18 protein-coding genes are annotated in these 22935 nt (G+C 65.8%); 3 read left to right on the forward strand and 15 right to left on the reverse strand.

The features are described 5' to 3' along the window. Positions 1 to 78: 78 nt before the first annotated feature. The gene (locus tag NOG11_RS09165) at positions 79 to 1548 is read right to left on the reverse strand and encodes an alkaline phosphatase family protein (RefSeq protein WP_256619456.1); all 1470 of its coding nucleotides are present in this window, start codon (positions 1546 to 1548) and stop codon (positions 79 to 81) included. Between the two features lie 84 nt (positions 1549 to 1632). Between NOG11_RS09165 and NOG11_RS09170 the strand changes: the two genes are divergently transcribed. After that, the gene (locus tag NOG11_RS09170; RefSeq protein WP_256619457.1) at positions 1633 to 6477 is read left to right on the forward strand and encodes an alpha-2-macroglobulin family protein; all 4845 of its coding nucleotides are present in this window, start codon (positions 1633 to 1635) and stop codon (positions 6475 to 6477) included. Then, positions 6474 to 8465: a penicillin-binding protein 1C gene (gene pbpC, locus NOG11_RS09175; RefSeq protein ID WP_256619458.1), complete on the forward strand. Its 1992-nt coding sequence runs from the start codon at positions 6474 to 6476 to the stop codon at positions 8463 to 8465. The genes NOG11_RS09170 and pbpC overlap by 4 nt, the downstream gene beginning before the upstream one ends. Positions 8466 to 8542: 77 nt before the next feature. Here the strand turns inward: pbpC and NOG11_RS09180 are convergent, their stop codons facing one another. The 8 genes from NOG11_RS09180 to NOG11_RS09215 all read right to left on the reverse strand — a co-directional run bounded on the left by NOG11_RS09180 (position 8543) and on the right by NOG11_RS09215 (position 16140). Continuing rightward, entirely contained in the window at positions 8543 to 9451 is a 909-nt protein-coding gene (locus NOG11_RS09180; RefSeq protein ID WP_256619459.1) for a pirin family protein, read from the reverse strand. Positions 9452 to 9556: 105 nt separating this feature from the next. Beyond that, positions 9557 to 10912 (reverse strand): glutamate--tRNA ligase, encoded by a 1356-nt coding sequence (gltX, locus tag NOG11_RS09185; protein WP_256619460.1) that lies wholly within the window; start codon positions 10910 to 10912, stop codon positions 9557 to 9559. 54 nt (positions 10913 to 10966) lie between these two features. Beyond that, positions 10967 to 11692 carry an oxygenase MpaB family protein gene (locus tag NOG11_RS09190; protein ID WP_256619461.1) on the reverse strand — a complete coding sequence of 242 codons (726 nt, stop codon included), beginning with the start codon at positions 11690 to 11692 and terminating at the stop codon, positions 10967 to 10969. A gap of 372 nt (positions 11693 to 12064) precedes the next feature. Next, the gene (gene pdhA, locus NOG11_RS09195) at positions 12065 to 13060 is read right to left on the reverse strand and encodes a pyruvate dehydrogenase (acetyl-transferring) E1 component subunit alpha (protein WP_256619462.1); all 996 of its coding nucleotides are present in this window, start codon (positions 13058 to 13060) and stop codon (positions 12065 to 12067) included. Positions 13061 to 13339: 279 nt separating this feature from the next. Beyond that, on the reverse strand, positions 13340 to 13636 hold the full coding sequence (locus NOG11_RS09200; protein WP_256619463.1) for a hypothetical protein: 297 nt from the start codon (positions 13634 to 13636) through the stop codon (positions 13340 to 13342). 117 nt (positions 13637 to 13753) lie between these two features. Further along, entirely contained in the window at positions 13754 to 14317 is a 564-nt protein-coding gene (locus NOG11_RS09205) for a DUF924 family protein (protein ID WP_256619464.1), read from the reverse strand. Continuing rightward, positions 14314 to 15615 (reverse strand): cation:proton antiporter, encoded by a 1302-nt coding sequence (locus NOG11_RS09210; protein WP_256619465.1) that lies wholly within the window; start codon positions 15613 to 15615, stop codon positions 14314 to 14316. Before NOG11_RS09210 ends, NOG11_RS09205 begins: the two co-directional genes overlap by 4 nt. Before the next feature lie 54 nt (positions 15616 to 15669). After that, positions 15670 to 16140 carry a DUF2306 domain-containing protein gene (locus NOG11_RS09215; protein ID WP_256619466.1) on the reverse strand — a complete coding sequence of 157 codons (471 nt, stop codon included), beginning with the start codon at positions 16138 to 16140 and terminating at the stop codon, positions 15670 to 15672. Positions 16141 to 16522: 382 nt separating this feature from the next. Here NOG11_RS09215 and NOG11_RS09220 point away from each other — a divergent pair, with 382 nt between their 5' ends. Continuing rightward, complete coding sequence (locus NOG11_RS09220; RefSeq protein WP_256619467.1) at positions 16523 to 17623, forward strand: ATP-dependent DNA helicase; 1101 nt, start codon at positions 16523 to 16525, stop codon at positions 17621 to 17623. Positions 17624 to 17633: 10 nt separating this feature from the next. Here NOG11_RS09220 and NOG11_RS09225 read toward each other — a convergent pair whose 3' ends face one another. The 6 genes from NOG11_RS09225 to NOG11_RS09250 form a co-directional block, all read right to left on the reverse strand. Beyond that, on the reverse strand, positions 17634 to 18023 hold the full coding sequence (locus NOG11_RS09225) for a type II toxin-antitoxin system death-on-curing family toxin (protein WP_256619468.1): 390 nt from the start codon (positions 18021 to 18023) through the stop codon (positions 17634 to 17636). Then, the gene (locus tag NOG11_RS09230; RefSeq protein WP_256619469.1) at positions 18020 to 18244 is read right to left on the reverse strand and encodes an AbrB/MazE/SpoVT family DNA-binding domain-containing protein; all 225 of its coding nucleotides are present in this window, start codon (positions 18242 to 18244) and stop codon (positions 18020 to 18022) included. The genes NOG11_RS09225 and NOG11_RS09230 overlap by 4 nt, the downstream gene beginning before the upstream one ends. Before the next feature lie 62 nt (positions 18245 to 18306). Further along, positions 18307 to 18906 carry a YceI family protein gene (locus NOG11_RS09235; RefSeq protein WP_256619470.1) on the reverse strand — a complete coding sequence of 200 codons (600 nt, stop codon included), beginning with the start codon at positions 18904 to 18906 and terminating at the stop codon, positions 18307 to 18309. A 79-nt stretch (positions 18907 to 18985) separates the two neighbouring features. Continuing rightward, positions 18986 to 19384: a DUF1801 domain-containing protein gene (locus NOG11_RS09240; RefSeq protein ID WP_256619471.1), complete on the reverse strand. Its 399-nt coding sequence runs from the start codon at positions 19382 to 19384 to the stop codon at positions 18986 to 18988. A 323-nt stretch (positions 19385 to 19707) separates the two neighbouring features. Next, positions 19708 to 21903, reverse strand: coding sequence for a 3-hydroxyacyl-CoA dehydrogenase NAD-binding domain-containing protein (locus NOG11_RS09245; RefSeq protein WP_256619472.1), 2196 nt, complete (start codon positions 21901 to 21903; stop codon positions 19708 to 19710). Positions 21904 to 21924: 21 nt separating this feature from the next. Continuing rightward, positions 21925 to 22872 (reverse strand): isoaspartyl peptidase/L-asparaginase family protein, encoded by a 948-nt coding sequence (locus NOG11_RS09250; RefSeq protein WP_256619473.1) that lies wholly within the window; start codon positions 22870 to 22872, stop codon positions 21925 to 21927. Positions 22873 to 22935: the final 63 nt, after the last annotated feature.

Raw genomic sequence — 22935 nt, forward strand, 5'->3', positions numbered from 1 at the left:
GGCAACGAATGCCGTCACCCAAAACCTGACCTGGTCAGGTTTTGACCTTTCCCGGAGGGAGAGGTGGACGCCTCACTGCTACTTCCGCAGCGCATCCTCCATCACGTAGTAGATATAGCTCTGCTCGTGCACGCCGGTCAGGAGGTGCGCTCCCGGCCCCTTGGCGTAAATGGCCACGTCCTGGCCGCCGTGTGTTTCGCCGTAGAGAGGGATCGCTGCCTGCTGGCGGTGCTCGGGGCGGGCGACCTCGTCATCGGTGAGGAAGGGGCGGCCGGGGTCACCGTCCTTGGTGGCGGTGCCGCTGCGTGCGCCTGGGCCGTTGGCGTAGGAGAGCGTGGCGTAGGGCCGCTGGTCGCGGGCCTGCTCTGGCAGCTCCAGCGGTTCGCCATCGGGGCCGACGCCGCGCACGAGGCCCATGATGGGGTTGCCGCGTCGGGGATAGCCTTGAAACGCCATGGTGTGGCCGTGATCGGCGGTGACGATGATCAGCGTTTCTTCCGCATCGGTCATCTCCAGCGCGACCTTCACCGCATCGTCGAAAGCGATGGTGTCGACGAGCGCGCGGTAGGCGTTGCCGCCGTGATGGGCGTGATCGACGCGGCCGCCCTCCACCATCAGAAAGAAGCCGTCCCGGTCCTTGGACAGCCGCTCGATGGCGAAGCCGGTCATCTCGGCGAGCGACGGCTCGTCGGCCTCCTCTCTCCGGCGGTCATGCTCGTACATCATGTGGCTGGGCTCGAAGAGGCCGAGCACGCGGTCGCGGCCACCTGCCTCCATCAGTTCCGAAGCGGTGGTGACCGTCTTGTGCCGACGGGAGATGCCGCGCCAGGCCGCCATCAGATCCTTCGCGTCCTCACGGGCACCGGTCTGGCGCTCGTTCTCGGGGTCTTGAGTGGCCTCGGGGAGGAAGTTGCGGCGCCCTCCCCCGAGCGCGACCAGCAGGTCGTAGCTGCGGCCAGCCTCGATGAGCTGGCTGGCGATGTCGGTGCAGCCTTCGGCATCCTCGGGCAGGTCGCCGTCGTTCTCCCAATCCCGGCTCGGCGAGCTGGCATAGAGGGTGGCGGGGGTCGCGTGGGTGATCCGCGCCGTCGAGATCACGCCTGAGCTGCGCCCCGTCTCCTGGGCGAGCTCGAGAATGCTGGGCAGGCGCTTGCCCTCTGCGCTCGCGCAATCGCCGGGGGTGACGGTCTGGTCCACATTGATGACCCCGGCCTTGGTCTTGTGGCCGGTCATGATCGCCGTCGCCGTGCCCGCGCTGTCGGGCACCTGGACATTGGTGTTGTAGGTCTTCGCGAAGCCCGTGAAGGGCAGGCTCTCGAAGGTGAGAAGGTGCTCTTCACCCGAGCCGCCGAGCTGCTGCCCGGCCAAAATACGAGCGGCGGTCGAGGTGGTCACGTCCATGCCGTCGGCGATGAAGAGGATGACGTTCTTCGCCGGACCCTCGACCACGCGCTCTTCCTTGGCGGCGGCCAAGGCGGCGCGGCCGTCCGCTTCCCAGTCCGTGACGTTTGCGGCTGCCTGCATGGCGAGCGCTGCCAGAATGTCCATGGATCGACCCTCCCGAAATGTCCGGCCCGCTTCCCCCAAAGCGCCCGCTATGGCAACGATGGGAAGGCCAGGGAGGGCGGAGAAATGATGAAATTTTTGCGGCAATGGGCGGTGCTGGCCGCCGTCGCAGCGCTCGTCTCCTGCGGCGATCCGAACGAGCGTTCTTCGGGTGCGGGCGGTGAGCGCAATAGCGAGCGCGGAGAAGCAAGTGTTTCGTCCGCCCCCGCGCCTGAAGAGGAGAGGGAAGAAGACCTCCCCTTCGCCTTCCTCCGTACCGAAGTCTTATCCGGTTCCCGTCAGCCCACCCTCTGCCTCGTCTTCTCCGAACTTCTCGACAGCACGAGAGACTACGAGCCCTATGTCGCCATCGACCGCGAGGTTGCGCTCGCAGCGAAGGACAAGACGCTCTGCGTCGAAGGGCTGTCCTATGGCGAGGAGGCTACCCTGACCCTCCGGGCGGGGCTTCCCTCACGCGAGGGCGAGGAGCTGGCGAGGGACGAAGAGGTCACCCTCACCTTCTCCGACCGCCCGCCCGTGGTGCAGTTCGCCGGGAGCGGCATCGTTCTTCCCAGGGACGGCGCAGGCGGCGTCGGTGTTCAGACCATCAATGTGGACGAGGTGGCCGTCGCCATCACCCGCCTCAACGACCGGGCGCTGACCCTCAGGCGGATCACCGAGGGCTATGCGGGGGGCGAGGGCGTCTACCAGTACGTCCCCTTCGACGAGCGGCCGGGGGAGCTGGGCGATCCGATCTTCGAGGGCACGCTTCTCACCGAGGGTCCCCGCAACACGCTTACCACAACGCTTCTGCCCATCGAAGAGAGCCTCGGCGAGCTCGAAGCGGGCGCCTACTATATCGAGCTCGAGGACCAGGCTGCCTTAGAACGGGGTGAGAACCAACCGGCGCGGGCAGCTCGCTGGGTGGTGGTCACGGACCTCGCCATGACGGCCTACCGGAGCCAGGGCAGCCTCGACGTGGTGCTCCGCTCCCTGAGCAATGCCTCCCCCATGGGAGGGGTGCAGGTCCGGCTCGTGGCGCAGTCGAACGAGGTGCTGGCGACCGAGCGGAGCAACCGGCAGGGCCGGGTCACCTTCCCCGCGCCCCTGCTGCGCGGCGAAGAGGGCAACCGGCCCAAGCTGATCGTGGCGGAGAGCCGAGGCGGCGAGTTCGCCTTTCTCGACCTCGACCGTGCCCCGCTGGACCTCTCCGCGCTCGATGTGGGGGGCAGGATGCCTGCCGAGGGCACTGAAGCCTTCGTCACTACCGAGCGCGGCGTCTACCGACCGGGCGAGACGGTCCATCTGACAGCCCTTCTGCGGGACGAGGCTGGCAGGGCGAGCGATGGCCAGCCGGGCCACATCGTCGTGCTGCGGCCCAACGGCACCGAGCAGCAGCGCCTTCCTATTCAGCGCTGGACCAGGGCGGGCAGCGTGGTGCGGGACATCATGCTGCCTGAGGCTGCGAGCCGGGGGCGTTGGCAGGCGGTGGTCGAGCTCGAAGGGCTCGGGAAGGTCGGCGCGGTCAGCTTCTCCGTGGACGACTTCGTACCCCAGCGCCTCGCGCTCGATCTGTCGGCGGATGACGCGCCCTTGGGCCTGGACGAAGACAGGACCATCAGGGCGGACGCCCGCTTCCTCTACGGGGCGCCGGGCAGCGGCCTCAGGGTCTTCGGCACGGTGCGGGTCGAGGAGGACCCACGTCCGTTCCAGGACTTCGAGGCGTACGGTTTCGGCCTCCACGACGAGCCCTTTCGCGGCAAGCTGATCGAACTCGGCACGCAGACCACGGACGGTGCGGGTACGGCGGACCTGACGATCGAAGGGGGCGCGCTGCCCAAGATGGCAGCCGCTCCCTTGCGGCTGCGGACCGTCATCCGCGTGGAGGAGCCTGGTGGCCGTGCGGTCCAGGACGATCTCCGCATCCCCTACCGCCCGGCGGCCTTCTATCCGGGCATCAAGCCGCGCTTCGAAGGGACGGTGCCGCGTGGCGGGGCCGCAGGCTTCGACATCGTGGCGGTCGGGCCGGACGGCGCCCTTCAGCAGGAGGAGCTGGCCTACCGCCTGGTACGCCGGGACTTCGACTATGACTGGTATCAGGAGAGGGGCGGCAGGTGGCGCTGGCGCCGCTTCGAGCGTCTGGTTCCGGTGGCGGACGGGTTGATCGAGACGATTACGGAAGAGGCCGTACCCCTCGACACGCGCGGCCTGCCCTGGGGCGACTACGTGCTGACGCTGGCTCAGGAAGGCCGCGACCTCTCAAGCTACGGTTTCTACGTGGGCTATGGCGGTCGGACGGAAAGCGGTACCCCCGCCCCCGATCAGGTCCGCGTCTGGGTCTCGGATGAAGCACCAGCGATCGGCGAAGACGTCACCGTCTCCATCGTCGCCCCCTATGCAGGCCGCGGCGAGGTCGCCGTGGCCGCGGGCGAGATCGTCGAGATCAGACCGTTCGTAACTGACGGCTCGGGTTTTGCCGAGATCACTCTGACGGCCAGTGACGATTGGGACCGGGGCGCCTATCTCCTCGCCAGCGTCTTCACCGAGAGGGAGCCCGGCGTGGTCCCCGTTCCTCGGCGGGCGGTCGGCGCGGTCTATGTTCCCCTCGACCGAAGCCGGAGGGAGCGGGAGGTGCGCATCGAAGCGCCGCGCCTCATTCGGCCCGGCCAGAAGGCGACCCTCACGGTCCTCAGTCCGGGGAGCAGCCGAAAACCGATCTACGCCGCTATCGCTGCCGTCGATGAGGGCATCCTGGCGCTGACCAAGTACGAGACCCCCGACCCCGCCGAGGCTCTGTTCGGCAAGCCCCGCCTGGTCACGAGCATCTATGACGACTACGGAAGGGTGCTCGACCCCGATACCGGGCAGCTCGGCGAGCTGCGCTCGGGCGGTGATGCGATTGGCGGGGCGGGGCTCAGCGTGGTGCCGACCAAGACCGTGGCGCTTTTCTCAGGCCCCATCGAGCTGACGACCGGCGGCGCCTACCCCTCCCCCAGCGCGACTTTCGAGCTCGACATCCCCGACTTCGCCGGAGAGCTTCGGGTGATGGCGCTCGTCTGGTCGGAAGAGGCGGTGGGCTCCGCATCCCGCGCCGTCACGGTCCGGGACGAAGTGGCGGCGGAGCTGGTGCTGCCGCGCTTCCTCGCACCGGGGGACCAGGCGCTGGCGACGCTTTCCGTGGACAATGTGGAGGGGGAGCCGGGTGAGTACAGCTTCGAGCTGACCGGTGAAGGTCCGCTGCAGGCAAGCGCCGAGCAGCGCTTCGAGCTAGAGCAAGGGGAACGCAGCGACCGCGCGGTGGAGGTTAGCGGCACGGGGGTCGGCGTTGCGAGGTTGGAGTTCGTCGGCACCGGGCCGGACTTCTTCCAGACCGAACGGAGCTACGACATCGAACTGCGCAGCGCCTTCCTGCCGGAGAGGCGGACGCTTCGCCGCGTGCTGGAGCCGGGAGAGAGCTGGTCGGTCCCCGAAGAGCTCCTTGCCGGGTTGGAGGTGAGCTCCGCCAGCCTCCTCGTCTCCGCCTCTCCTACACCGATCGACCGCCGAGCGGTGGCACGCAGCCTCACGAGCTACCCCTATGCGTGCACGGAGCAGCTCGTCAGCAGGGCCACCGCCCTCCTCACCGATCCGAGGCGGAGCACGGAGGACACGGGCAGACTGCAGCGCATCATTGAGACGATCCTCGAGCGTCAGAGCCCCGACGGTGCCTTCGGCATGTGGCGGGTCGGCGACCGCGGTGCGAGCCCGTGGATCGGTGCCTATACGGTCGATATGCTGATGGAGGCGCAGCGTCAGAACCTGCCCGTGCCGGACAGCGCCCTCGAACGTGCCTATCTGGCGCTCCAGCCGGTGAGCCAGGGCGAGCTCTTCAGGGCCTACGGCTATGACGGACGGATCAGCCGCGCGCCCTGGACGATCGACACCCAGGAGGCGCTGGACGAGCGAAGCTCCGCCTACGCCCTCTATGTTCTGGCCAAAGCCGGGCTCGCCGATCGCTCCAGGCTGCGCTATCTCCACGACGCCCGCCTCTCGCGCACCAGCAGCGCGCTGGCCAAAGCTCATCTGGCCGGCGGTCTTGCGGCGATCGGCGATGCGGGGCGTGCACGGAACGCCTTCACCGCTGCCATCGACGACCTCGGCTACCAAAACGACGGGGACTACTACCAGACCCCCCTCCGCGACGCCGCCGCCGCGATCGAACTTCTCGCCGAGGCGGGCGAGGACGAGCGCGCCAGGAAGCTCTGGGACCAGACGGCAGAGGAAACACCGGAGCCGGAGGGCCTTACCACTCAGGAAAGCGCCTTCCTTCTCAGGGCGAGCGACGCCTTCGCAGGTGGCAGGACGAACGCCTTCGTCACCTATGACGGCAGCCGCTTCGAGAGCGTGGTGTTGAAGGAACAGGAGATCGCCGGTGCTCCGTTCACCAATGACAGCGACCGACCCGTGACGGTTACCGCCAGCCTCTCCGGCCACCCCTCCTCCCCGCCGCCAGCGACAGCGAGCGGTCTCGAAGTGCGGAAGGAGCTCTTGACCCTCGAGGGAAGAGCTGCAGAGGCCGAGCTCAACCAGGGCGACCGGGTCCTCATCGTCCTGACGGTCAGGCCTTCGAACGTGCGCGAGGCGCAGCTCGTCGTCACCGATCTCTTGCCTGCGGGCCTGGAGATCGAAACGGTGCTCGGCCCCGGCGACGCGGCGGATAGCTCGCCCTTTGCCTTCCTGGGTATGCTCAGCGAGACCAGCATCGCCGAGAAACGGGACGACCGCTTCGTTGCCTCCCTGACCAAGCGCGGAGAGGACATCTTGCGCTTCGCCTATATCGCGCGGGCGGTGACCCCCGGCGACTTCGCCTTCCCAGGCGCGGTGGCGGAGGACATGTACCGCCTGGAAACCTTCGGCAGGTCTGAGAGCGGTAGGCTGACGGTCGCGCCGTGAGGGGGCTCTTCGGCCTCTGGCTGACCCTCAGCGGGGCGTTCATCAGCCTTCATCTTCTCGACGCCGCGTTCCCGCCGCCGCTGGAGGTACGGACATCAGCCGTGGTGCTCGATGCGGGCGGCGTCCCGCTCAGGGTCTTCCCGGTCGAGGACGGACGTTGGCGGCTGAAAGCCCGTGCGGAGGAGCTCGACCCCCGCTTGATCGAGGCGCTCTTGGCTGTCGAGGACAAGCGGTTCTTCGAGCACCGGGGGGTGGACCTCTGCGCCGTCGGACGGGCCGCTCTGACCAATCTTCGGGCAGGCACGACCCTCTCCGGTGCCTCGACCATCACCATGCAGACGGCTAGACTGCTGGAGCCGAGGCCGCGCAACCTTCCCTCCAAACTGATCGAGATGCTTCGTGCCCGCCAGATCGAGCGACGCCTTTCGAAGGAGGAAATCCTCGGCCTCTACCTCACCCTCACCCCCTATGGCGGCAATTTGGAGGGGGTGGAGACCGCCAGTCTCGCCTATTTCGGCAAGGCGGCGCGGCAGCTCAGCGACAGCGAGATCGCGCTGCTTCTGGCCCTGCCCCAAAGCCCTGAGGCCCGCCGCCCCGACCGGCAGACGGCGGGCGCCAAGGCGGGCCGCGCTGCCGTGCTGGCCAAGCTGGAGCGAGCCGGAATGCTGAGCGCCGACCGTGCCGACGAGGCCGATCACGATCCTCTCCCCACGAGGCGCCGCAACTTCCCCGCTGGCGCCTGGCACGCCGCCGCCCGCTTCGCCGAAGATGGCGGAAGAGTGACCACCACCATCGAGGCGGACAAGCAGCAGGCGCTGCGACGCATCCTCGTCTCGCTCGCTGAAGCGGAGGGGCCGGATGTCCAGGCCGCTGGCATGATCGTGCGCCTCGATACCAGGGAGGTCGTCGCCTCGGTCGGCAGCACCCACCGACGCCGGCCCGGCGGATGGCTCGACCTCACAAGCCGCCGCCGCTCGCCTGGCTCGACGCTCAAACCCTTCGTCTACGGACTGGCCATGCAGGAGGGGCTGGTCAGCGAGGAGATGCGCATCGCCGACCTGCCTACCCGCTTCGGCACTTACGAGCCGCAGAACTTCTCACGCGACTTTGCTGGCGAGCTGACCGTAGGCGATGCCCTGCGCCACTCCCTCAACGTGCCCGCCGTGCTGATCCTCGACGCGCTCGGCGCGGACCGTCTTCTCGGCAGCATGAGGAGCGCAGGGGTCAGGCCCCTCGTGCCCGTCACCGGCGAGCGCGAGGCGGGTCTGGCCGTGACCCTTGGCGGTGTCGGCGTCACCTTGGAGGAGCTGGCTCTTCTCTATACGGCTCTGGGGGCGGAGGGTCTCGCAGCGCCCCTTCGCTACCGTTTGGATGAGAAGACGAACGACCCCGCAAGGCTGATGGGCCAGGACGCTGCCGCCCGAACTTTACGTATGCTGAGGGCATCACCGTCGGTAGAGGGACGGATCCCTCCAGCGCTGGCTACCGATGCGCCCCAGGTGGCTTTCAAGACCGGCACCTCCTACGGCTACCGCGATGCCTGGGCGGCGGGTGTGGGGGAGCGCTACGCGGCGGTGGTGTGGGCAGGCCGCGCCGATGGCAGCGCGAGACCGGGCCGGACAGGCCGCGCCGCCGCCCTCCCGGCCCTCCTCGATGTCTTCGATCAGCTCGGAGAGGGATCGGGTAAAACCCATCCGGGCCGAGCTGCCGTCCCTAGCAGCGACAGGGTCCTGACCGGTGCCGCTGAGCTGGAGATCACCTTCCCGCCGGACGGCGCGAGCCTCCCCACGCGGGCGCGATCCTACGTGCTCGCCGGGCGGGGCCGAGGGGAGCTGCGCTGGTATGTCGACGGAGAGATGCTGTCTGCCGACGAGAACCGGCAGGTCCACTGGCGCCCGCCAGGACCCGGCTTCTATAGTGTTGCCCTCGCCGACGACGAGGGAAGACGGACGGAAGCCACGGTCCGCGTCATCGGCTCCAAGAGCTGAAAGGCGCTAGAGCAGCATCTCTCCGCCGCGGTGAGGCGCCGAAGGCGACGAACGTTCCCACTTCGCGGTCCGATGCTCTAGTCCAGCGGGATGAACTCCTGGTCGTCATGGGGCGGAAGTTTGAACCGTCCGTGGTCCTCCTTCTTCCACTCGCGCTTGGCCTCCTCGATGATCTCCTTGTCCGAGGCGACGAAGTTCCAGAAGATGTGCCGCGGGCCGTCCATGACCGCGCCGCCGAACAGCATTAGCTCTGCCCCGTCCGGCCCCGCCCTTACCGCGCCAGGGCTGTCGCCGAAAATCAGCATCTGTCCTGGCTCGTAGGTCTTGTCCGACAGCTCCACCCTGCCCCTGGTCACGTATATCCCGCGGTCCTCGTGGTTGTCAGGCAGGGGCAGCACCGCACCCGCCTCCAGCACGAGATGGGCATAGAGGGTTTCCGAAGCGGTCTTGACCGGCGAAGTCTCTTCGTAGGCGTCGCCCAGGATCAGCTTGCCCTCGATCCCCTCCCCAGAAAGGCTCGGCAGCGCCTCTTTTGCATGGTGCACGAAGTCGGGCTCGCGCTCCTCCTGTGCTTTGGGCAGAGCGATCCAGGTCTGGATGCCGAACATTTGGTGCGGCTTGCCGGAGAGGTCGTCCGGGGTGCGCTCGGAATGGGTGATGCCCCGCCCCGCCGTCATCCAGTTCACCGCGCCGGGCTCGATGTCCTGGGTGGTGCCGAGGCTGTCGCGGTGCCTGATGCGGCCCTCGAAGAGGTAGGTGACCGTCGCAAGCCCGATATGAGGGTGGGGGCGCACGTCGATCTCGCGGCCGGGGCCGAACTCGGCCGGACCCATCTGGTCGAAGAAGATGAAAGGACCCACCATCTGCCGCTGCGGGCTCGGCAGCGCGCGCTTGACGGTGAAGGCGCCGAGGTCACGGGCGCGGGGGATGATGGTGGTGTCGAGCGCCTCGGTCGAGGCAAGATCGGCATGCGGAAAGACGGACATGGCAGGCTCCCATAGGGCGGACCCGCGAAGCCATCCGCCGCGCTACAATAGCTATGAGGGACGGCGGAAAGCTTCGCGTTCCGCCCTACGAACTGAGCCCTACAGCTAAGCCCTCTCGCCGCGAAGCCTAGCGGCTGCTTTCTGTTTTCCCATCAGCGCAAAGAGGTCCGGCATCTCGGGGCCGTGGTCCTTGCCGGTCAGGGCCAGACGCAGCGGCATGAAGAGGCCGCGGCCCTTGCGGCCCGTCTCGTCCTTCAGCGCCTTGGTCAGGGTGCTCCAGCTCTCCTTTCTGGCCTCGCCAGCCGCCTCGACCTCGGCGGCGGCAGCGGCGCAGAACTCCCTGTCCTCGTCGGCGATGACCGGGTTCAGCTCGCCCTCGATCACTTCGCGCCAGACGGCAGCCTCTTCCAGCGTCTCGACATTGCCGTGCACCGCCTCCCAGATGGGCTGGCTGACACCTAGGCGCTCCAGGCGGTCGGCCACATCCTCGTAGCTCATCTCGTGCAGGATCTTGGCGTTGAGAAGCTTGAGCTCTTCGGGGTCGAAACGGGCGGGTGCGCGGCCCAGAATGTCAAAACTGAAGCCTTCTGCCAGTTTCTCCATGGAGAGGACGGGCTCCACCGGCTGGCTGGTGCCGAGGCGGGCGAGGAGGCTGGTCACCGCTTGGGGCTCCAGCCCCTCGCGCCTCATGTCTTCGATGCCGAGCGAGCCCAGGCGCTTGGACAGCCCCTCCCCGTCCTTGCCGACCAGAAGCGAGTGGTGGCCGAAGGTGGGGATGGCGCCCTCGCCCCTATAGGCGATGACGGCCTCGAAGACCTCGATCTGCGCGGCGGTGTTGGTGACGTGGTCCTCGCCTCGGACAACATGGGTGATGCCGAAATCCACATCGTCGATGCAGCTTGGCAGGGTGTAGAGGAAGGCGCCGTCCTCTCGGATCAGCACAGGGTCCGACATGGTGCCGGTGTCGAAGGTCTGCTGGCCGCGGATGAGGTCGTTCCAGTGGACCTCCTTACGCGCCAGCTTGAAGCGCCAGTGGGGCTGACGTCCCTCCGCCTCGAGATCGGCGCGCTCCTGCTCGGAAAGCTCCAACGCGGCACGGTCGTAGATGGGGGGCAGGCCCCTCGCTCGCTGCAGCTTGCGCTTGCGGTCGAGGTCCTCGGCAGTCTCGTAGCAGGGGTAGAGGAGCCCCTGCTCTTTGAGGTGCTCGGCCACATCCTCATAGACCGAGAAGCGCTCGGACTGCCGCGCGAACTCGCCCCACTCGAAGCCGAGCCAGGAGAGATCTTCCTGGATCTGATCCTCGTACTCCTTGGTCGAGCGGGTCTGGTCCGTATCGTCCGAGCGGAGGAGAAACGTCCCGCCCTCCTTGCGCGCGAAGAGCTGGTTGAACAGCGCGGCGCGGACATTGCCAACATGCAGCTTGCCGGTGGGGGAAGGAGCGAAGCGGACTTTGACGGTCATGAAAGGCTCTCTCGAAGCGTGATCGTGGGCTGTAGAGGAGGCAATTCGGGTTGGCTAGCGTTTAGAAGCGAGCCGCCTGCGTGCCAGCTCGCGGGGGTGGTTGCGCAGGCTCATCCATGTCGAGCCGCGCGCCAGCAGGTTCAGCAAGGCGCTCTCCCCCGGCCTCGGTCCCAGCTCGTCGATCCCCGTCCGGCGGCGAATGGAGGGCGGCACCAGCCCCACGGCGGCCCTGACCAGTAGCGGCTGAAGGCGACTGAGAACGCCGGGCAGCGCCGGTTCATCTCGCATCATACGGAGGAAGGTCTGCAGGGTTTCCGAGGGCTCCAGACGCGGCTCCAAAGCTTGCAGCAGTTCCCGGAGTCCTTCCTTGGAAAGCGGCGGCGTCGCCACACCGTAGGCTTCGGCGACCGGCTGCGCTTCGGTCAGCGCCCTCTCCCAGTCGTCATCGTTCAGCCTACGCACGAAACGGCTATAGGCCTTGATGAAGCCGTAGGCAGCGGTGGCCTGGACCCAGAGGAGAAGCTCGGGGTCGTCCGCGCGGTAGGACTTGCCGCTGTCTGTCAGACCCTCGATCCTGGCGTGGCGGCGGTTGATGCCCTCGATCATCGTCAAAGCCTTGGAGCGCGGTGCATAGAAGCTGACCATGGCGGCGAGGCCGGTGCGTCTTAGGCGGAGAACCGGGTCGGCCGGAAAGACGGAGTGGTCCCAGACCCCGTGCCTCACCCGCGGCTCCGCCAGCTCCAAAATGACCGCCGCTACCCCACCGATGAAGAGGGTCACCGGGACGGCGTAGATGTCGGCACTCAGACCGTCGATCGGAACCAGCCCCGCTTCGCCTTCGGGCTCGGTGAAGAGAAGCTGCTGGTCCTCGCGCTCATAGAGGAACTTGATCAGCTCCCGCTCGGCATAGTCGGAGATGGGACACAGACGGATGGTGCGGTCTCCTTCCGACCCTTATCAGCAGAAACCCAAACCTCTACCTAGTACCGCCGTCATCCCAGCCGTAGCGAAGCGAAGAGCCGGGAGCCATGGACCGTCCGGGTCATCCTGTCTCGTTAGGTTAGTCCATCGGTCCCAGATAAGCCTTCGGCTTTCCGGGATGACGGTAGAATTGACCGTCTCAAGTGTTAAACGGGCCGCAGTAGAAAGTGCCTACGCTTCAGCCAATACATCCGTATAAAGCTCGCTCGGATCAGGCTCGGGGCTTTCGAGAGCGAAGTCCGCCGCCTCCTTCACCTGCGCCTTGATCTCCTTGTCGATCTCTTTCAGCTCTTCCTCGTTCGAGCCTGCCGAGAGGAGGCGGTTCTTGCAGCCCTCGATCGGGTCCTGGTTGGAGCGGATGTCGTCCACCTCATCCCTTGTACGGTATTTCGCCGGGTCGGACATGGAGTGGCCGCGGTAGCGGTAAGTCTTCATCTCCAAGACGTAAGGCCCGCCGCCCTCGCGGGCATGCTCGACGGCCTCGCGGGCCTCCTCGCGCACGGCCACCACGTCCATGCCGTCGACCTCCTTACCCGGAATACCGAAGCTAGCGCCCCGGCGGTAGAAATGGGTCTCGGCAGAGGCGCGCTTGACGCTCGTGCCCATGGCGTACTGGTTGTTCTCGATGACGAAGACCACGGGCAGCGACCAGAGCTCGGCCATGTTCATGGCTTCGAAGACCTGGCCCTGGTTGGCAGCGCCGTCGCCGAAATAGGCGAAGCTGACATTGTCGTTGCCGCGGTACTTGTTGGCGAAAGCGAGGCCGGCGCCGATCGGCACCTGGGCACCGACGATGCCGTGGCCGCCATAGAACTTCTTCTCGGAGCTGAACATATGCATGGAGCCGCCCTTGCCCTTGGAGTAGCCCCCTGCCCTCCCGGTCAGCTCGGCCATGACGCCCTTGGGGTCCATGCCGCAGGCCAGCATGTGGCCGTGGTCCCTGTAGCCGGTGATGACCTGGTCGCCTTCCTTGCGTAGCGCCTCGAGCCCGGTGACCACGGCTTCCTGGCCGATATAGAGGTGGCAGAACCCGCCGATGTGACCCATGCCGTAGAGCTGGCCCGCCTTCTCCTCGAATCTACGGATGAGCAGCATCATGCGGTAGTATTCGAGCAGCTCCTCCTTGGAGGCCTGGTAGTTGGTTCTGGAAGCGCCGTTCTCAGCCATGGGGTCGTCCTTCGTTCTCTGAGAGGAGGATTAGGCTAGCCGCGAGGCCTTGGCAAACAAAGGCGGCATCGGCCTGCGAGGCTCATCAAACGATCGAAGCCACAAAAAAGGGCGGCAGGATTCCTGCCGCCTTCTCTTGAATGAAGAATAGCCGCCGCGCGCTCCCCCTCAGCCTACCGGCAGCTCCCCCTCGGGGAGGGGGAGCGAGTAAGCGAACAGCGTTCGATCTGCTTCCCTCCCCCATGTTCCATGGGGGAGGTGCCCGAAGGGCGGAGGGGGCTACTGGGCCTTGGCTTCGAAGGTGGAGTTGCCGAAGGCGCCGAGCTTGACGTTGCCGTTGATGTCGTCGCCGGCTTCCTTGCCCTCGAAGGAGAGGGTGAGCGGCATCGGCTTCTGGACATCGACGTCCCAGGTGGCGGTGTCGCCCATCACCTTGCCGTTCTTGACCTCGGCGCTGTCGCCGCCGGCGGACATGGTGCCGGTCAGGGCATCGCCGTTCTCTTCCAGGGTGAGCACGCCTTCTTGCTTGCCCATGGGGGTGTTGATGGTGACGTTGTAGGTGCCTGCGAACGACATGAGCGTTCCTCCGGTTTAGGTTGCTGTTGAGAGGCGAGTTACTGCGCGCCGCCGTTTCGGCCAACCCTTCAACGCTGTCCGTTGCAGTCGCAGGGTCCGGCGCCGGGCTGGGTCCTTTTAGAAACCCCCTTCATGCGCGAGGTAGTCCTCCTCGTCCGGCCTCGTGGCCCTGCCCAGCGCCTCGTTGCGGGAGGGGTAGCGGCCGTAGCGGGCGATGACGTCCCGGTGCTTCTCGCCGTAGCGGATCGCCTCGCCGAGCTCCGAGCAGTAGCGCTGCATCAGCGATATGCAGCGCTCGACCGTGCCGAGGTCCTCGGCGTGCATCAGCGGCATCAGCACGAAATGCGCGCGGTCCTGGGGCCAGGCGTCAAGATCGCCGGAGGCGATCGCCAGCTCGGCCAGGAGCCGGCCCTTGTCGTCCGCCGCATAGGCCTCCCCGTCGCCCCGATGAAGGTTGCGGCTGAACTGGTCGATCAGGATGATCGCGGCCAGCCGCCGCTCCGGCGTCTTGGTCCAGGCGGGGGGCACGAAGGCTGCCAGCTCGTCCCGCAGCTCGCCGAAGCGGGCGCGGATTTCCTCGTCCAGCCGCTCGTCGGACTGGAAGCGCTTCTCCGCCGGAGTTTCGAGGAACCAGAAGCGCAGTACTCCTAGGGCTTGGGTTTCGATGCTGACGCTGCTCATGCTGCCTTTTTCTCGTTCGCCATGTCCTCTTTCACCGCGTTCATGGCCGGGTGCTCCTCCTCGTCTCCCCCTTCGCGGTCCAGGGTGAAGTTGGCGGTGAAGCCGTGCACCACCATGGAGATGAGGATGGTGATCCCCGCGATGCGCCAGACATTGTCGATCTCGGCGAAGGGGGCATGGTTCTGGGCGTAGGCGATGTAGAAGATCGACCCCATGCCCCTGATGCCGAAGAAGGCGATCTTCGACCTGTCGACCCTGGGGCAATCATAGAACAGAAGAGCGAGCGCCCCTGCCGCAGGCCGCACGACCAGCACGATCGCCAGGGCGACGCCGATCTCCATCCAGGTGGCCCCCTCCAGCCCGCCGCTGCCGACGAACATTCCGAACCAGAGGAGGATGAGGACGAGGAGGATCGATTCGAGCTGCTCGGCTCCGTGATGGGCGAAGCGCTCATAGCCCTCCATCTCCGTGCCCCGTGTGTTCGCGCGCCCCGCCCTCGCCGCCATGAACACGGCGAGGAAGCCGTAGCCGTTCACCGCCTCGGTGATACCGTAGGACAGAAGCGTCGCCGCCAGCACCACGAGGAGCGAGTTCCAAGCACCGTTGCGGCCGTCACCCACGGGACTGAAGATGAGCTTGGAGAGCGTCCAGCCCACCACCCAGCCAACGGCTAGGCCCGCCGCCACCCGGTAGAAGAGGTCGATGGTCAGCCACGACGCGAACCAGTCGCCGCCCTTCTCTCCCGCTGCGACCAGAGCGAGCGTGATGGCGAGGTAGACGAAGGGGAAGGCGAGACCGTCATTGAGGCCCGCCTCTGCGGTGAGGCTGATCTGCATCGGGTCCTCGCGCTTGCCGGGCGGACCCACCTGGACGGACTGGGCGAGCACAGGGTCGGTCGGCGCCAGCGCCGCCGCCAGAAGCACCGCAGCGGCGAGCGGCAGCCCCAGAAGCGAGCTGCCCGCCCAGGCGATGGCGGCGATGGTCAGCGGCATGCAGATGAGAAGGAGCCGGTAGGCAGCGGCCCAGTTCTTCCAGGTGCCGGGGCTGTCAATGGCGAGGCCCGCCCCGGCGAGGGAGATGATGACGATCAGCTCGGAGGCGTGCTCGACCACCATGGCCGAAAGTTTGCCTGTGCGGGGGTCCAGGACGGGCGCCCCGGCTCCGGCCAGGATGACGCCGACCACCACGTAGAAGAGCGGCACATTGAACCACGGCAGCTTGGCGAGGGCGGGCCTCAAAGAGAGGACGAAAAGCGCCGCTCCTACGACGAAGTAGAAGATGTCCCGCGCGTCGAGCATGAAGTCTCCTATTCGGACGGGAACAGGACGGCGCCGCGTTGGTTCGGAATGCCTTTAGCAGCCGTTCTCGGCACAGTGGGTTTCCAGCCGCTCGATCGTCTCCTGATCGGCGAAGAAGAGAAGGTGCATCCGCCTTCCGGGCACGAAGGTGAAGACACCGGCGATCAGGATCGCGCCGATATAGCTGCCGATCATGTGTCCCTTGTGGGAGCGGATGTCGCCCCGCCGAGCCGCCAGGACGCCCAGAGGCACGGCCGTCAGCGTGATGGGAATGAAGATGTGGATCCAGCTCATGCCCTTGAGCGACAGGTATTCGAGGCCGCTTACCTCGCCGGAGCGGATGAAGAAGGCCGCGATCGAGGTGGCGATCATCATCACGGCGTAGAGCCGCCCCAGCCAGACATGCCGCGGCGTTCCCTTCGAGAGCAGAAGCTGCAGCAGTCCAGCTACGAAGGCGATAGTAACGGTGGCCCAGTGAAGCTGGATCTCCGGACCGGAGAACCGCGTGAAGACTTCCCAGTTCATGCGCCGTGGTCCCCGATTTCCCCCGGTGGCCGAGGGTCATCGCCGATGCCGCCGCTGTCAATGCTGCACTGCAGTGAGCGGATCGCTGAGGGCGCGCGAGAGAAGCGGATTATGCCGCGCTCTTCATCTCTCCCTCCGGGAGAGATCGACATCTTCGATGTCGAGTGAGGGCGAGTGGAGAACTCCGGTACGGTCTTCAGAACGCCCTCACCCGAAGCCTGCTCACGCAGCCTTAGCCCTCTCCCAGAGGGAGAGGTGGGGGCCGAACGCCAGTTCCCTGCCGCGACGTTCAAACCCGACTTGCTACCACAGCCAACCCTGCCTTTACACCGGCGCCGGTTCTCCTTACGTTCCGCCCTCCCCCGGCCTAGAGGATGTTCCGATGAAGTGGTCCCCCCAGCAGGACGACGCGCTGCTTGCCGCCAGCCGCTGGCTGAAGAAGCGCGATGATCAGGTCTTCCGCCTCTTCGGCTATGCGGGGACGGGCAAGACGACGCTGGCCAAGGAGATCGCTCAGCAGGCGGACGGTAATGTCGTCTTCGGCGCCTATACGGGCAAGGCCGCGCATGTCCTGCGCCAGAAGGGCTGCGACGGAGCGAAGACCATCCACTCTCTGATCTACCGCCCGGCCGTGGGCGAGGACGAGGATACGGGCGAGAGCCCCACCTTCACCATCCGGCGGGACGCGCCTGCCGGCGAGGCCTCCCTCATCATCATCGACGAGTGCTCCATGGTGGACGAGGAGCTAGGGCGCGACCTTCTCTCCTTCGGCGCGCCGGTCCTGGTGCTGGGCGACCCGGCGCAGCTTCCCCCTGTGAAGGGAGGCGGCTTCTTCACCGATGCCGAGCCGGACGTCATGCTGACCGAGGTTCATCGGCAGGCGGAGGAGAGCGGCATCGTCCGCCTCTCCATGCAGATCCGCGAGGGCGAGGTGCCGAAGCTCGGCGATTACGGTGAGGCGCAGGTCATCTCCAAGCGCGAGCTCGATCCCGATCAGGTGCTCGAGACCGACCAGGTGCTCGTCGGCACCAACCGCACCCGCCGTCGCTACAATGAGCGCCTGCGGGAGCGTCAGGGCTACGAGGGAGAGCTGCCCTCCTCCGGCGAGCGTCTCGTCTGCCTGCGGAACAACAAGCAGAAGGGCCTCCTCAACGGCTCGATGTGGGAGGTGAAGATGCGCTCTCCGGCAGCCAAGAACGGCAAGATCAAGATGAGCCTTCTGCCCGAGGACGGCGGCCGCGTGGTCAGGGCCACGGTCCTCGCCGACCTTTTCTCAGGCGACGCCGCGGATATCCCCTGGCAGAAGAAGCGCGGTACGGACGAGTTCGACTACGGCTACGCCCTCACTGTGCATAAGGCGCAGGGCTCGCAATGGGACGATGTGGTGCTGTTCGACGAGAGCTGGGCCTTCAAGGAGCACAAGATGGCCTGGCTCTATACGGGGGTCACACGGGCGGCGAAGAAGCTGACCCTGGTGCGGTAGGCCGATGGCATCAGACCGGACGGCTGAAAAGTTCCAGCCATCTCGAGAGGTCTTCAGCCGAAAGCTTGCTCGTCACCACGTCGATCGTCACGGCAGCAGCCTCGGCCTCATCGGCGTCCAGTTCGTAGCCGTTCAGACCTAGAAAAACATAGGCCGCGAAGAAGGCTGTCCGCTTATTGCCGTCCACGAAGGCATGAGCCCTGCCGATCCCCGTCAGATAAGCGGCAGCCAGATCGAAGACGCTCGGTTCGTCGTAGGCGGACAAATGGAGAGGTTTGGCTAGCGCGGTATCGAGTAGCCCTTCGTCACGCAGTCCAGCCGCCCCGCCGTGGTCGGCAAGACTTCGCTCGTGCATCTTGAGTACGATAGGCTTGGTCAGCCATCTGATACTGGCTGTCACTGGGCAAGCGCTCTCAGCGTGTTCCGATAGCGCTTGGCGCCGCGCTCGATCCACTCATCCGCATCGGCCATGTCCGCTTCGAAGAACAAAAGCTCGAGGCCGCTGTCGGTCTCGTTCAGCATCAGCTCGGTATCGGCGCCGACGCCTTTGCGGTCGAGCACCTCCTTCGGCAGCACCACACCCAGCGAGTTGCCGATCTTGCGGATCTTGAGCTTGTGCATCGTCCTATCTCCTCGATGGTGAGAAGATAGGACGTTATAACTGATGTTGCAACGCCAGGGCGTTACTGCGCTTGAGCGAACTCTGCCTCGACAGTGATCGTCACGTCCTTGCCGACGCCGAACTGGGTCCAGGCATCGGAGCCGAACTCGGTCCGGTCGATGGTGGTCTCACCAGTAAAGCCGATGCGGGGCGAGCCCATGAAGTCGCCAGCGCCGCGAAGCTGCACTTCCATCGTCACCGGCTTGGTGACGCCGTTGAGGGTCAGGTCGCCGGTCACGGTGCCCTCGCCCTCGCCGGTCTTCTTCAGCGAGGTGGTGGTGAAGGTGATCTGAGGATTGGCATCGGCGCCGAGAGCGTTCTTGGCGATATCTTCCTGGAAGTTCGCATTGCCCGCATGGCTGACCGCTTCGGGGCTGTCCACGCTGTTGGCGTCGATGCTCACCGTCAGTTCGCTGCGCGCAGGGCGGCGCGAGTTATAGGTCAGCGTGCCTTCGATGGTCTCGAACGAGCCGCGATACATGGAAAACGGGCCGTGAGCCACGGACCAGACGACGGTGGTGTGGGTGGGGTCGAGCTTGTACTCGCCCGAGGGCACGTCCTGGGCGAAGGCGGCGGAGGAGAGAGCGATGGTGCTGACGGCGGCAGCGAGAAACTTGGTCATGGAGGCGGTCCCTTTCCTGTGGGTTCGACTGGGACCAAGATTGTTGGTCGCCGGCCAAAGGACAACCAAAGAAAGCAGGTCAAACCGGCAAAGCAGCCTTGCCGTGAGCTGAGGACTGCTCGGAGGCGATCACATTGAGCTGAAGCGCGAAGGCCTCCCTGATCAGCAGCCGCACCTCGCTATCGACATCGAGCATGGAGTGGAGGTCGAGGTAGCGGATCGGCCCCGATGCCGAACCCTTTAACCGGCCCGCAAAGCGCTGTTCCAGATGCTCACCCTGCCAGAAATGCAGCGTGCAGCGGCTGGTGAACGGCAGAAGCGAGAGCACCCTCGCATCATGGTACCAGGTGGGCACCCCCAGCGCGATGCCGAACTCGGCATAGGGGGCGGCGGCCAGGATCTCTCGCCGGACGGTGTCGGCGATGAGCCGCGCGCCCACCGGCAGGTCGTCGATCAGCTTCTCGCAAGGGTCGGTCATAAGGACCCTGGTGCCATTATCATGCCAGTAAGCATAATTTACGTGGGCCGGGATGTTCAAGCTCGGCTCTTTCTTCCCCCCGCCAGGGCAGGGCTATCGCATGGTACCTAGCATTGTCATCTCGGGGCCGCGTAGCGGGTTGAGCAGAGAAGCTGATCGATAAGATCTAGAATCGGTTAGGTTTGATGGCTAGCGACGCGCTTTGAACACCAAACCTGACCAATTCTGGATTCCGGGCTCGCTCTTCGAGCGCCCCGGAATGCCGATGGGATGTTCCGTACGCGCCTCCCCCTCCCCGGTGGGGAGAGGAAAGCACGCTACCGCTACGCCGCGTCGGCGTAGAGCTTCTGGTTCTTCTCGGCCATTTCGCGGAACTTCGCGGGCGGCGAGAACTTGGCGCCGTATTTCTGCGCTAGACGCTCGGCGGTGCGGACGAACTCCTCGATGCCAATCGTGTCGATGTGGCTCATGGGTCCGCCGGTCCAGGGAGCGAAGCCCCAGCCGAAGATCGCTCCGAGATCCGCTGACTGCGGATCATGGACCACGTCCTGGGCGTACATGTTGGCCGCCGCAACGAGCTGCACATAGAGGAGCCGCTCTTTCACTTCATCAGCACTCGGCTGTTCGGCGGCGCGGGGGAAGTGCTCCTCGAGCCCGTCCCAGAGCTGCTTCTTGCCGCCCTCGGGGTAGTCATAGAAGCCCTTGCCGACCTTCTTGCCCTTGCGGCCGAGGTCTTCGACGAAGGTCTTGAGCAGGTCCTCGACGCCGTTCGGCACGTAGTCGTCGCCCATCTCTTTCATCGTGGACTGGGCGATGCGCCAGCCGAGCTCCTGGCTGGTCTCGTCCATCAGGGCGAGGGGGCCGACCGGCATGCCCATATGGACGGCGCAGTTGTCGATCAGGGCGGGGTTGATCCCCTCCTTCACCATCAGCGCCGCTTCGTTGAGATACGGAACGACCACGGAGTTGCAGTAGAAACCGCGCGTGTCGGAGACGACGATCGGCGTCTTCTTGATCTTGCCCACATAGTCCAGCGCCGTAGCGAGCGCCTTGTCGCCGCAGCCTTCGGGGGTGATGATCTCCACGAGGGGCATCTTGTCCACCGGCGAGAAGAAGTGGACGCCGATGAAATCCTCGGTACGCGTAAAGTTCTTGGCGAGGTTGGCAATCGGGATGGTCGAGGTGTTCGACGCGAAGATCACATCCTTGCGGATCACCGCCTCGACCCGCTCGGTGATGTCCTTCTTGACGGCCGGATCCTCGAACACCGCCTCGATGATGAAGTCGACATCCTTCAGGTCCTCGACCTTGTCCGTCGGCTGAATGAGGCCGAGCATGGCGTCGGACTTCTCTTTCGTCAGCTTACCGCGCGAGATGCCTTTCTCGTTCAGCTTGACCGAATAGCCCTTGCCCTTCTCGGCGCTCTCCATATCGCGGTCGAGGAGCACCACCTTCATGCCGGCGCGGGCCGAGACATAGGCGATGCCAGCGCCCATCATGCCTGCGCCGAGGACGCCGAGTGTCTTAATCTCCTGCTTCGGCACGCCTTCGGGGCGGGCGGCGCCCTTCTCCGCCGCGCCCTTGTTGACGAACAGCGTGCGGATCATGTTCTTGGCCTGGGGCTCCATTAGGCACTGGGTGAAGTACTTGCTCTCGATACGGAGGCCGGTGTCGATCGGCACGATCGAGCCCTCGTAGATCGCCGAAAGGATGCGTTCGACGGCCGGGTAGTTGTGGTTGGTCTGGCCCTGCGCCATAGCCGAGGAGCCCGCGAAGATCGGCACCACGCGGGGGTCCATGGCACCTGCGCCGCCGGGGATCTTGAAGCCCTTGCGGTCCCACTTGGCCGCCGTCTTGGGGTTGGCCTTCACCCAGGCCTTGGCGTTGTCCAGAAGCTCCGCATTCGGCACGACATCGTCGATGAGCCCTTGCGCTTTGGCAGCCTCGGCGTCCATCGGCTTGCCCTGGGTACAGATCTGCATGGCGTTCTGCACACCGGCAAGGCGCATGGTCCGCTGGGTGCCGCCGGCGCCGGGGATCAGCCCCACCTGCACCTCGGGCTGGCCGAGCTGCACTTTACGGTCCGATGCCGCCACCTTGTAGTGGCAGGCCAGGACCAGCTCCATGCCGCCGCCGAGCGCGAGGCCGTTCAGCGCGCAAGCCACGGGCTTGGCGTTGGCTTGGCCCTTCTGCAGCGCTTTGAAGTCCTGGCCACCGGTCTCCATCTTGCGGATAGCCTTCTGCAGGCGGAAGTTCGCCTCGAAGATCTGCTCCGGCGTCGCATCGTCAGGCATCCCGCCCAGCATGGTCAGGTCCGCACCTGCGAGGAAGCCGCTCTCCTTGCCGCTCGTGATGACGAGGCCCTTATACTCATCGTTCGAGGTGAACTCGTGGATGAACGCCTCGAAATCGTTGATGAGGTCCTGGTTCCAGACATTCATCGACTTGCCAGGCAGGTCGATGGTCATGACGGCGATGCCGTCGGCGTCTTTTTCGATGGTGAAGCTGTTATAGATCATGTTGTTCCCTCCTGGGGCAGATTATTGGGCGCTGCCGCCTACGGGCGCGCCGCTGGTTTTTTGGGAGTAGGCCTGGCGGTCGTCAGACGCGAAGGCGTGGATGACGCCTCTGGTCGAGTGGGGAGCAGCGAAGTTTCCTTCCGCGTCAAGAACGATCATCGAGCCGAGGCCGTCGCGGCCGGACACCATGTCTTCGAGTACCGTCGTCGCTGCGTCGAGCGGCGAGAGGCCGCCTTCCACCAGAAGCGACGTCGTGTGCGCCGCTGCGTGGCGGATGAAGAACTCGCCGTGACCCGTGGCGGAGACGGCGGCGCCGTCATTGTCCGCATAGGTCCCAGCGCCAATCACCGGCACGTCGCCGAGGCGTCCTGGCACTTTGGCGTCGTAGCCGCCGGTGGAGGTGGCCGCAGCCAAGTTGCCGCAGCGGTCGAGCGCCACCGCGCCCACCGTTCCGTGCTCGTCTTCTTCCGATCCCGCCTTGAGGAACCAGCCCTTCGGCGCTTTCTCGGCACCGAGCTCGCGGACATATTTCTCGCCGCGGTCGCCAACGACCATGGCGTGGCGCGACTGGTCCATGACGAGGCGCGCCGCGTGGACCGGCGAGCGGGTCTCGATCAGGGAGCCCACAGCGCCCGCATTGAGATTGCTGCCGTCCATGATCGAGGCGTCGTTCTCGACATAGCCTTCCTGATTGGTGATCGAGGCTCTACCCGCATTATAGAGCCCGCTCTCCTCCATCGCGCCCACGGCCAGCTCGACCGCGTCCACAGCCGAAGCGCCGTTGCGAAGGCGCCTGCCGATCTGCGCCGCCAACTCGCGGATATAGGTCATCTGCTGGACGGAGATGTTCTCGCCGTTCGTGTATGCACCGCCGTGGAGGCCGACCGCGTAGGCGGTGGAGGTGTTGCACTGTTGGGCGTTTGTTTGGGTCGCGACGCTCAGCGCGAGAATGGATAGTAGTGTCTTCATGTCTTGCTCCTTCTCCCCTCTCCCGCCTGCGGGAGAGGGGTCGGGGGTGAGGGGAAACTACGC

Origin of the sequence: Parvularcula maris, assembly GCF_024505085.1 — a bacterium.
Lineage (GTDB): Bacteria > Pseudomonadota > Alphaproteobacteria > Caulobacterales > Parvularculaceae > Parvularcula > Parvularcula maris.

What these genes read in the sequence shown, in the direction of transcription:
- NOG11_RS09165 (WP_256619456.1), bottom strand. Translation starts at nt 1,548, where the DNA reads ATGGACATTCTGGCAGCGCTCGCCATGCAGGCAGCCGCAAACGTCACG.
- NOG11_RS09170 (WP_256619457.1), top strand. Translation starts at nt 1,633, where the DNA reads ATGATGAAATTTTTGCGGCAATGGGCGGTGCTGGCCGCCGTCGCAGCG.
- NOG11_RS09180 (WP_256619459.1), bottom strand. Translation starts at nt 9,451, where the DNA reads ATGTCCGTCTTTCCGCATGCCGATCTTGCCTCGACCGAGGCGCTCGAC.
- gltX (WP_256619460.1), bottom strand. Translation starts at nt 10,912, where the DNA reads ATGACCGTCAAAGTCCGCTTCGCTCCTTCCCCCACCGGCAAGCTGCAT.
- pdhA (WP_256619462.1), bottom strand. Translation starts at nt 13,060, where the DNA reads ATGGCTGAGAACGGCGCTTCCAGAACCAACTACCAGGCCTCCAAGGAG.
- NOG11_RS09200 (WP_256619463.1), bottom strand. Translation starts at nt 13,636, where the DNA reads ATGTCGTTCGCAGGCACCTACAACGTCACCATCAACACCCCCATGGGC.
- NOG11_RS09205 (WP_256619464.1), bottom strand. Translation starts at nt 14,317, where the DNA reads ATGAGCAGCGTCAGCATCGAAACCCAAGCCCTAGGAGTACTGCGCTTC.
- NOG11_RS09210 (WP_256619465.1), bottom strand. Translation starts at nt 15,615, where the DNA reads ATGCTCGACGCGCGGGACATCTTCTACTTCGTCGTAGGAGCGGCGCTT.
- NOG11_RS09215 (WP_256619466.1), bottom strand. Translation starts at nt 16,140, where the DNA reads ATGAACTGGGAAGTCTTCACGCGGTTCTCCGGTCCGGAGATCCAGCTT.
- NOG11_RS09220 (WP_256619467.1), top strand. Translation starts at nt 16,523, where the DNA reads ATGAAGTGGTCCCCCCAGCAGGACGACGCGCTGCTTGCCGCCAGCCGC.
- NOG11_RS09230 (WP_256619469.1), bottom strand. Translation starts at nt 18,244, where the DNA reads ATGCACAAGCTCAAGATCCGCAAGATCGGCAACTCGCTGGGTGTGGTG.
- NOG11_RS09235 (WP_256619470.1), bottom strand. Translation starts at nt 18,906, where the DNA reads ATGACCAAGTTTCTCGCTGCCGCCGTCAGCACCATCGCTCTCTCCTCC.
- NOG11_RS09240 (WP_256619471.1), bottom strand. Translation starts at nt 19,384, where the DNA reads ATGACCGACCCTTGCGAGAAGCTGATCGACGACCTGCCGGTGGGCGCG.
- NOG11_RS09245 (WP_256619472.1), bottom strand. Translation starts at nt 21,903, where the DNA reads ATGATCTATAACAGCTTCACCATCGAAAAAGACGCCGACGGCATCGCC.
- NOG11_RS09250 (WP_256619473.1), bottom strand. Translation starts at nt 22,872, where the DNA reads ATGAAGACACTACTATCCATTCTCGCGCTGAGCGTCGCGACCCAAACA.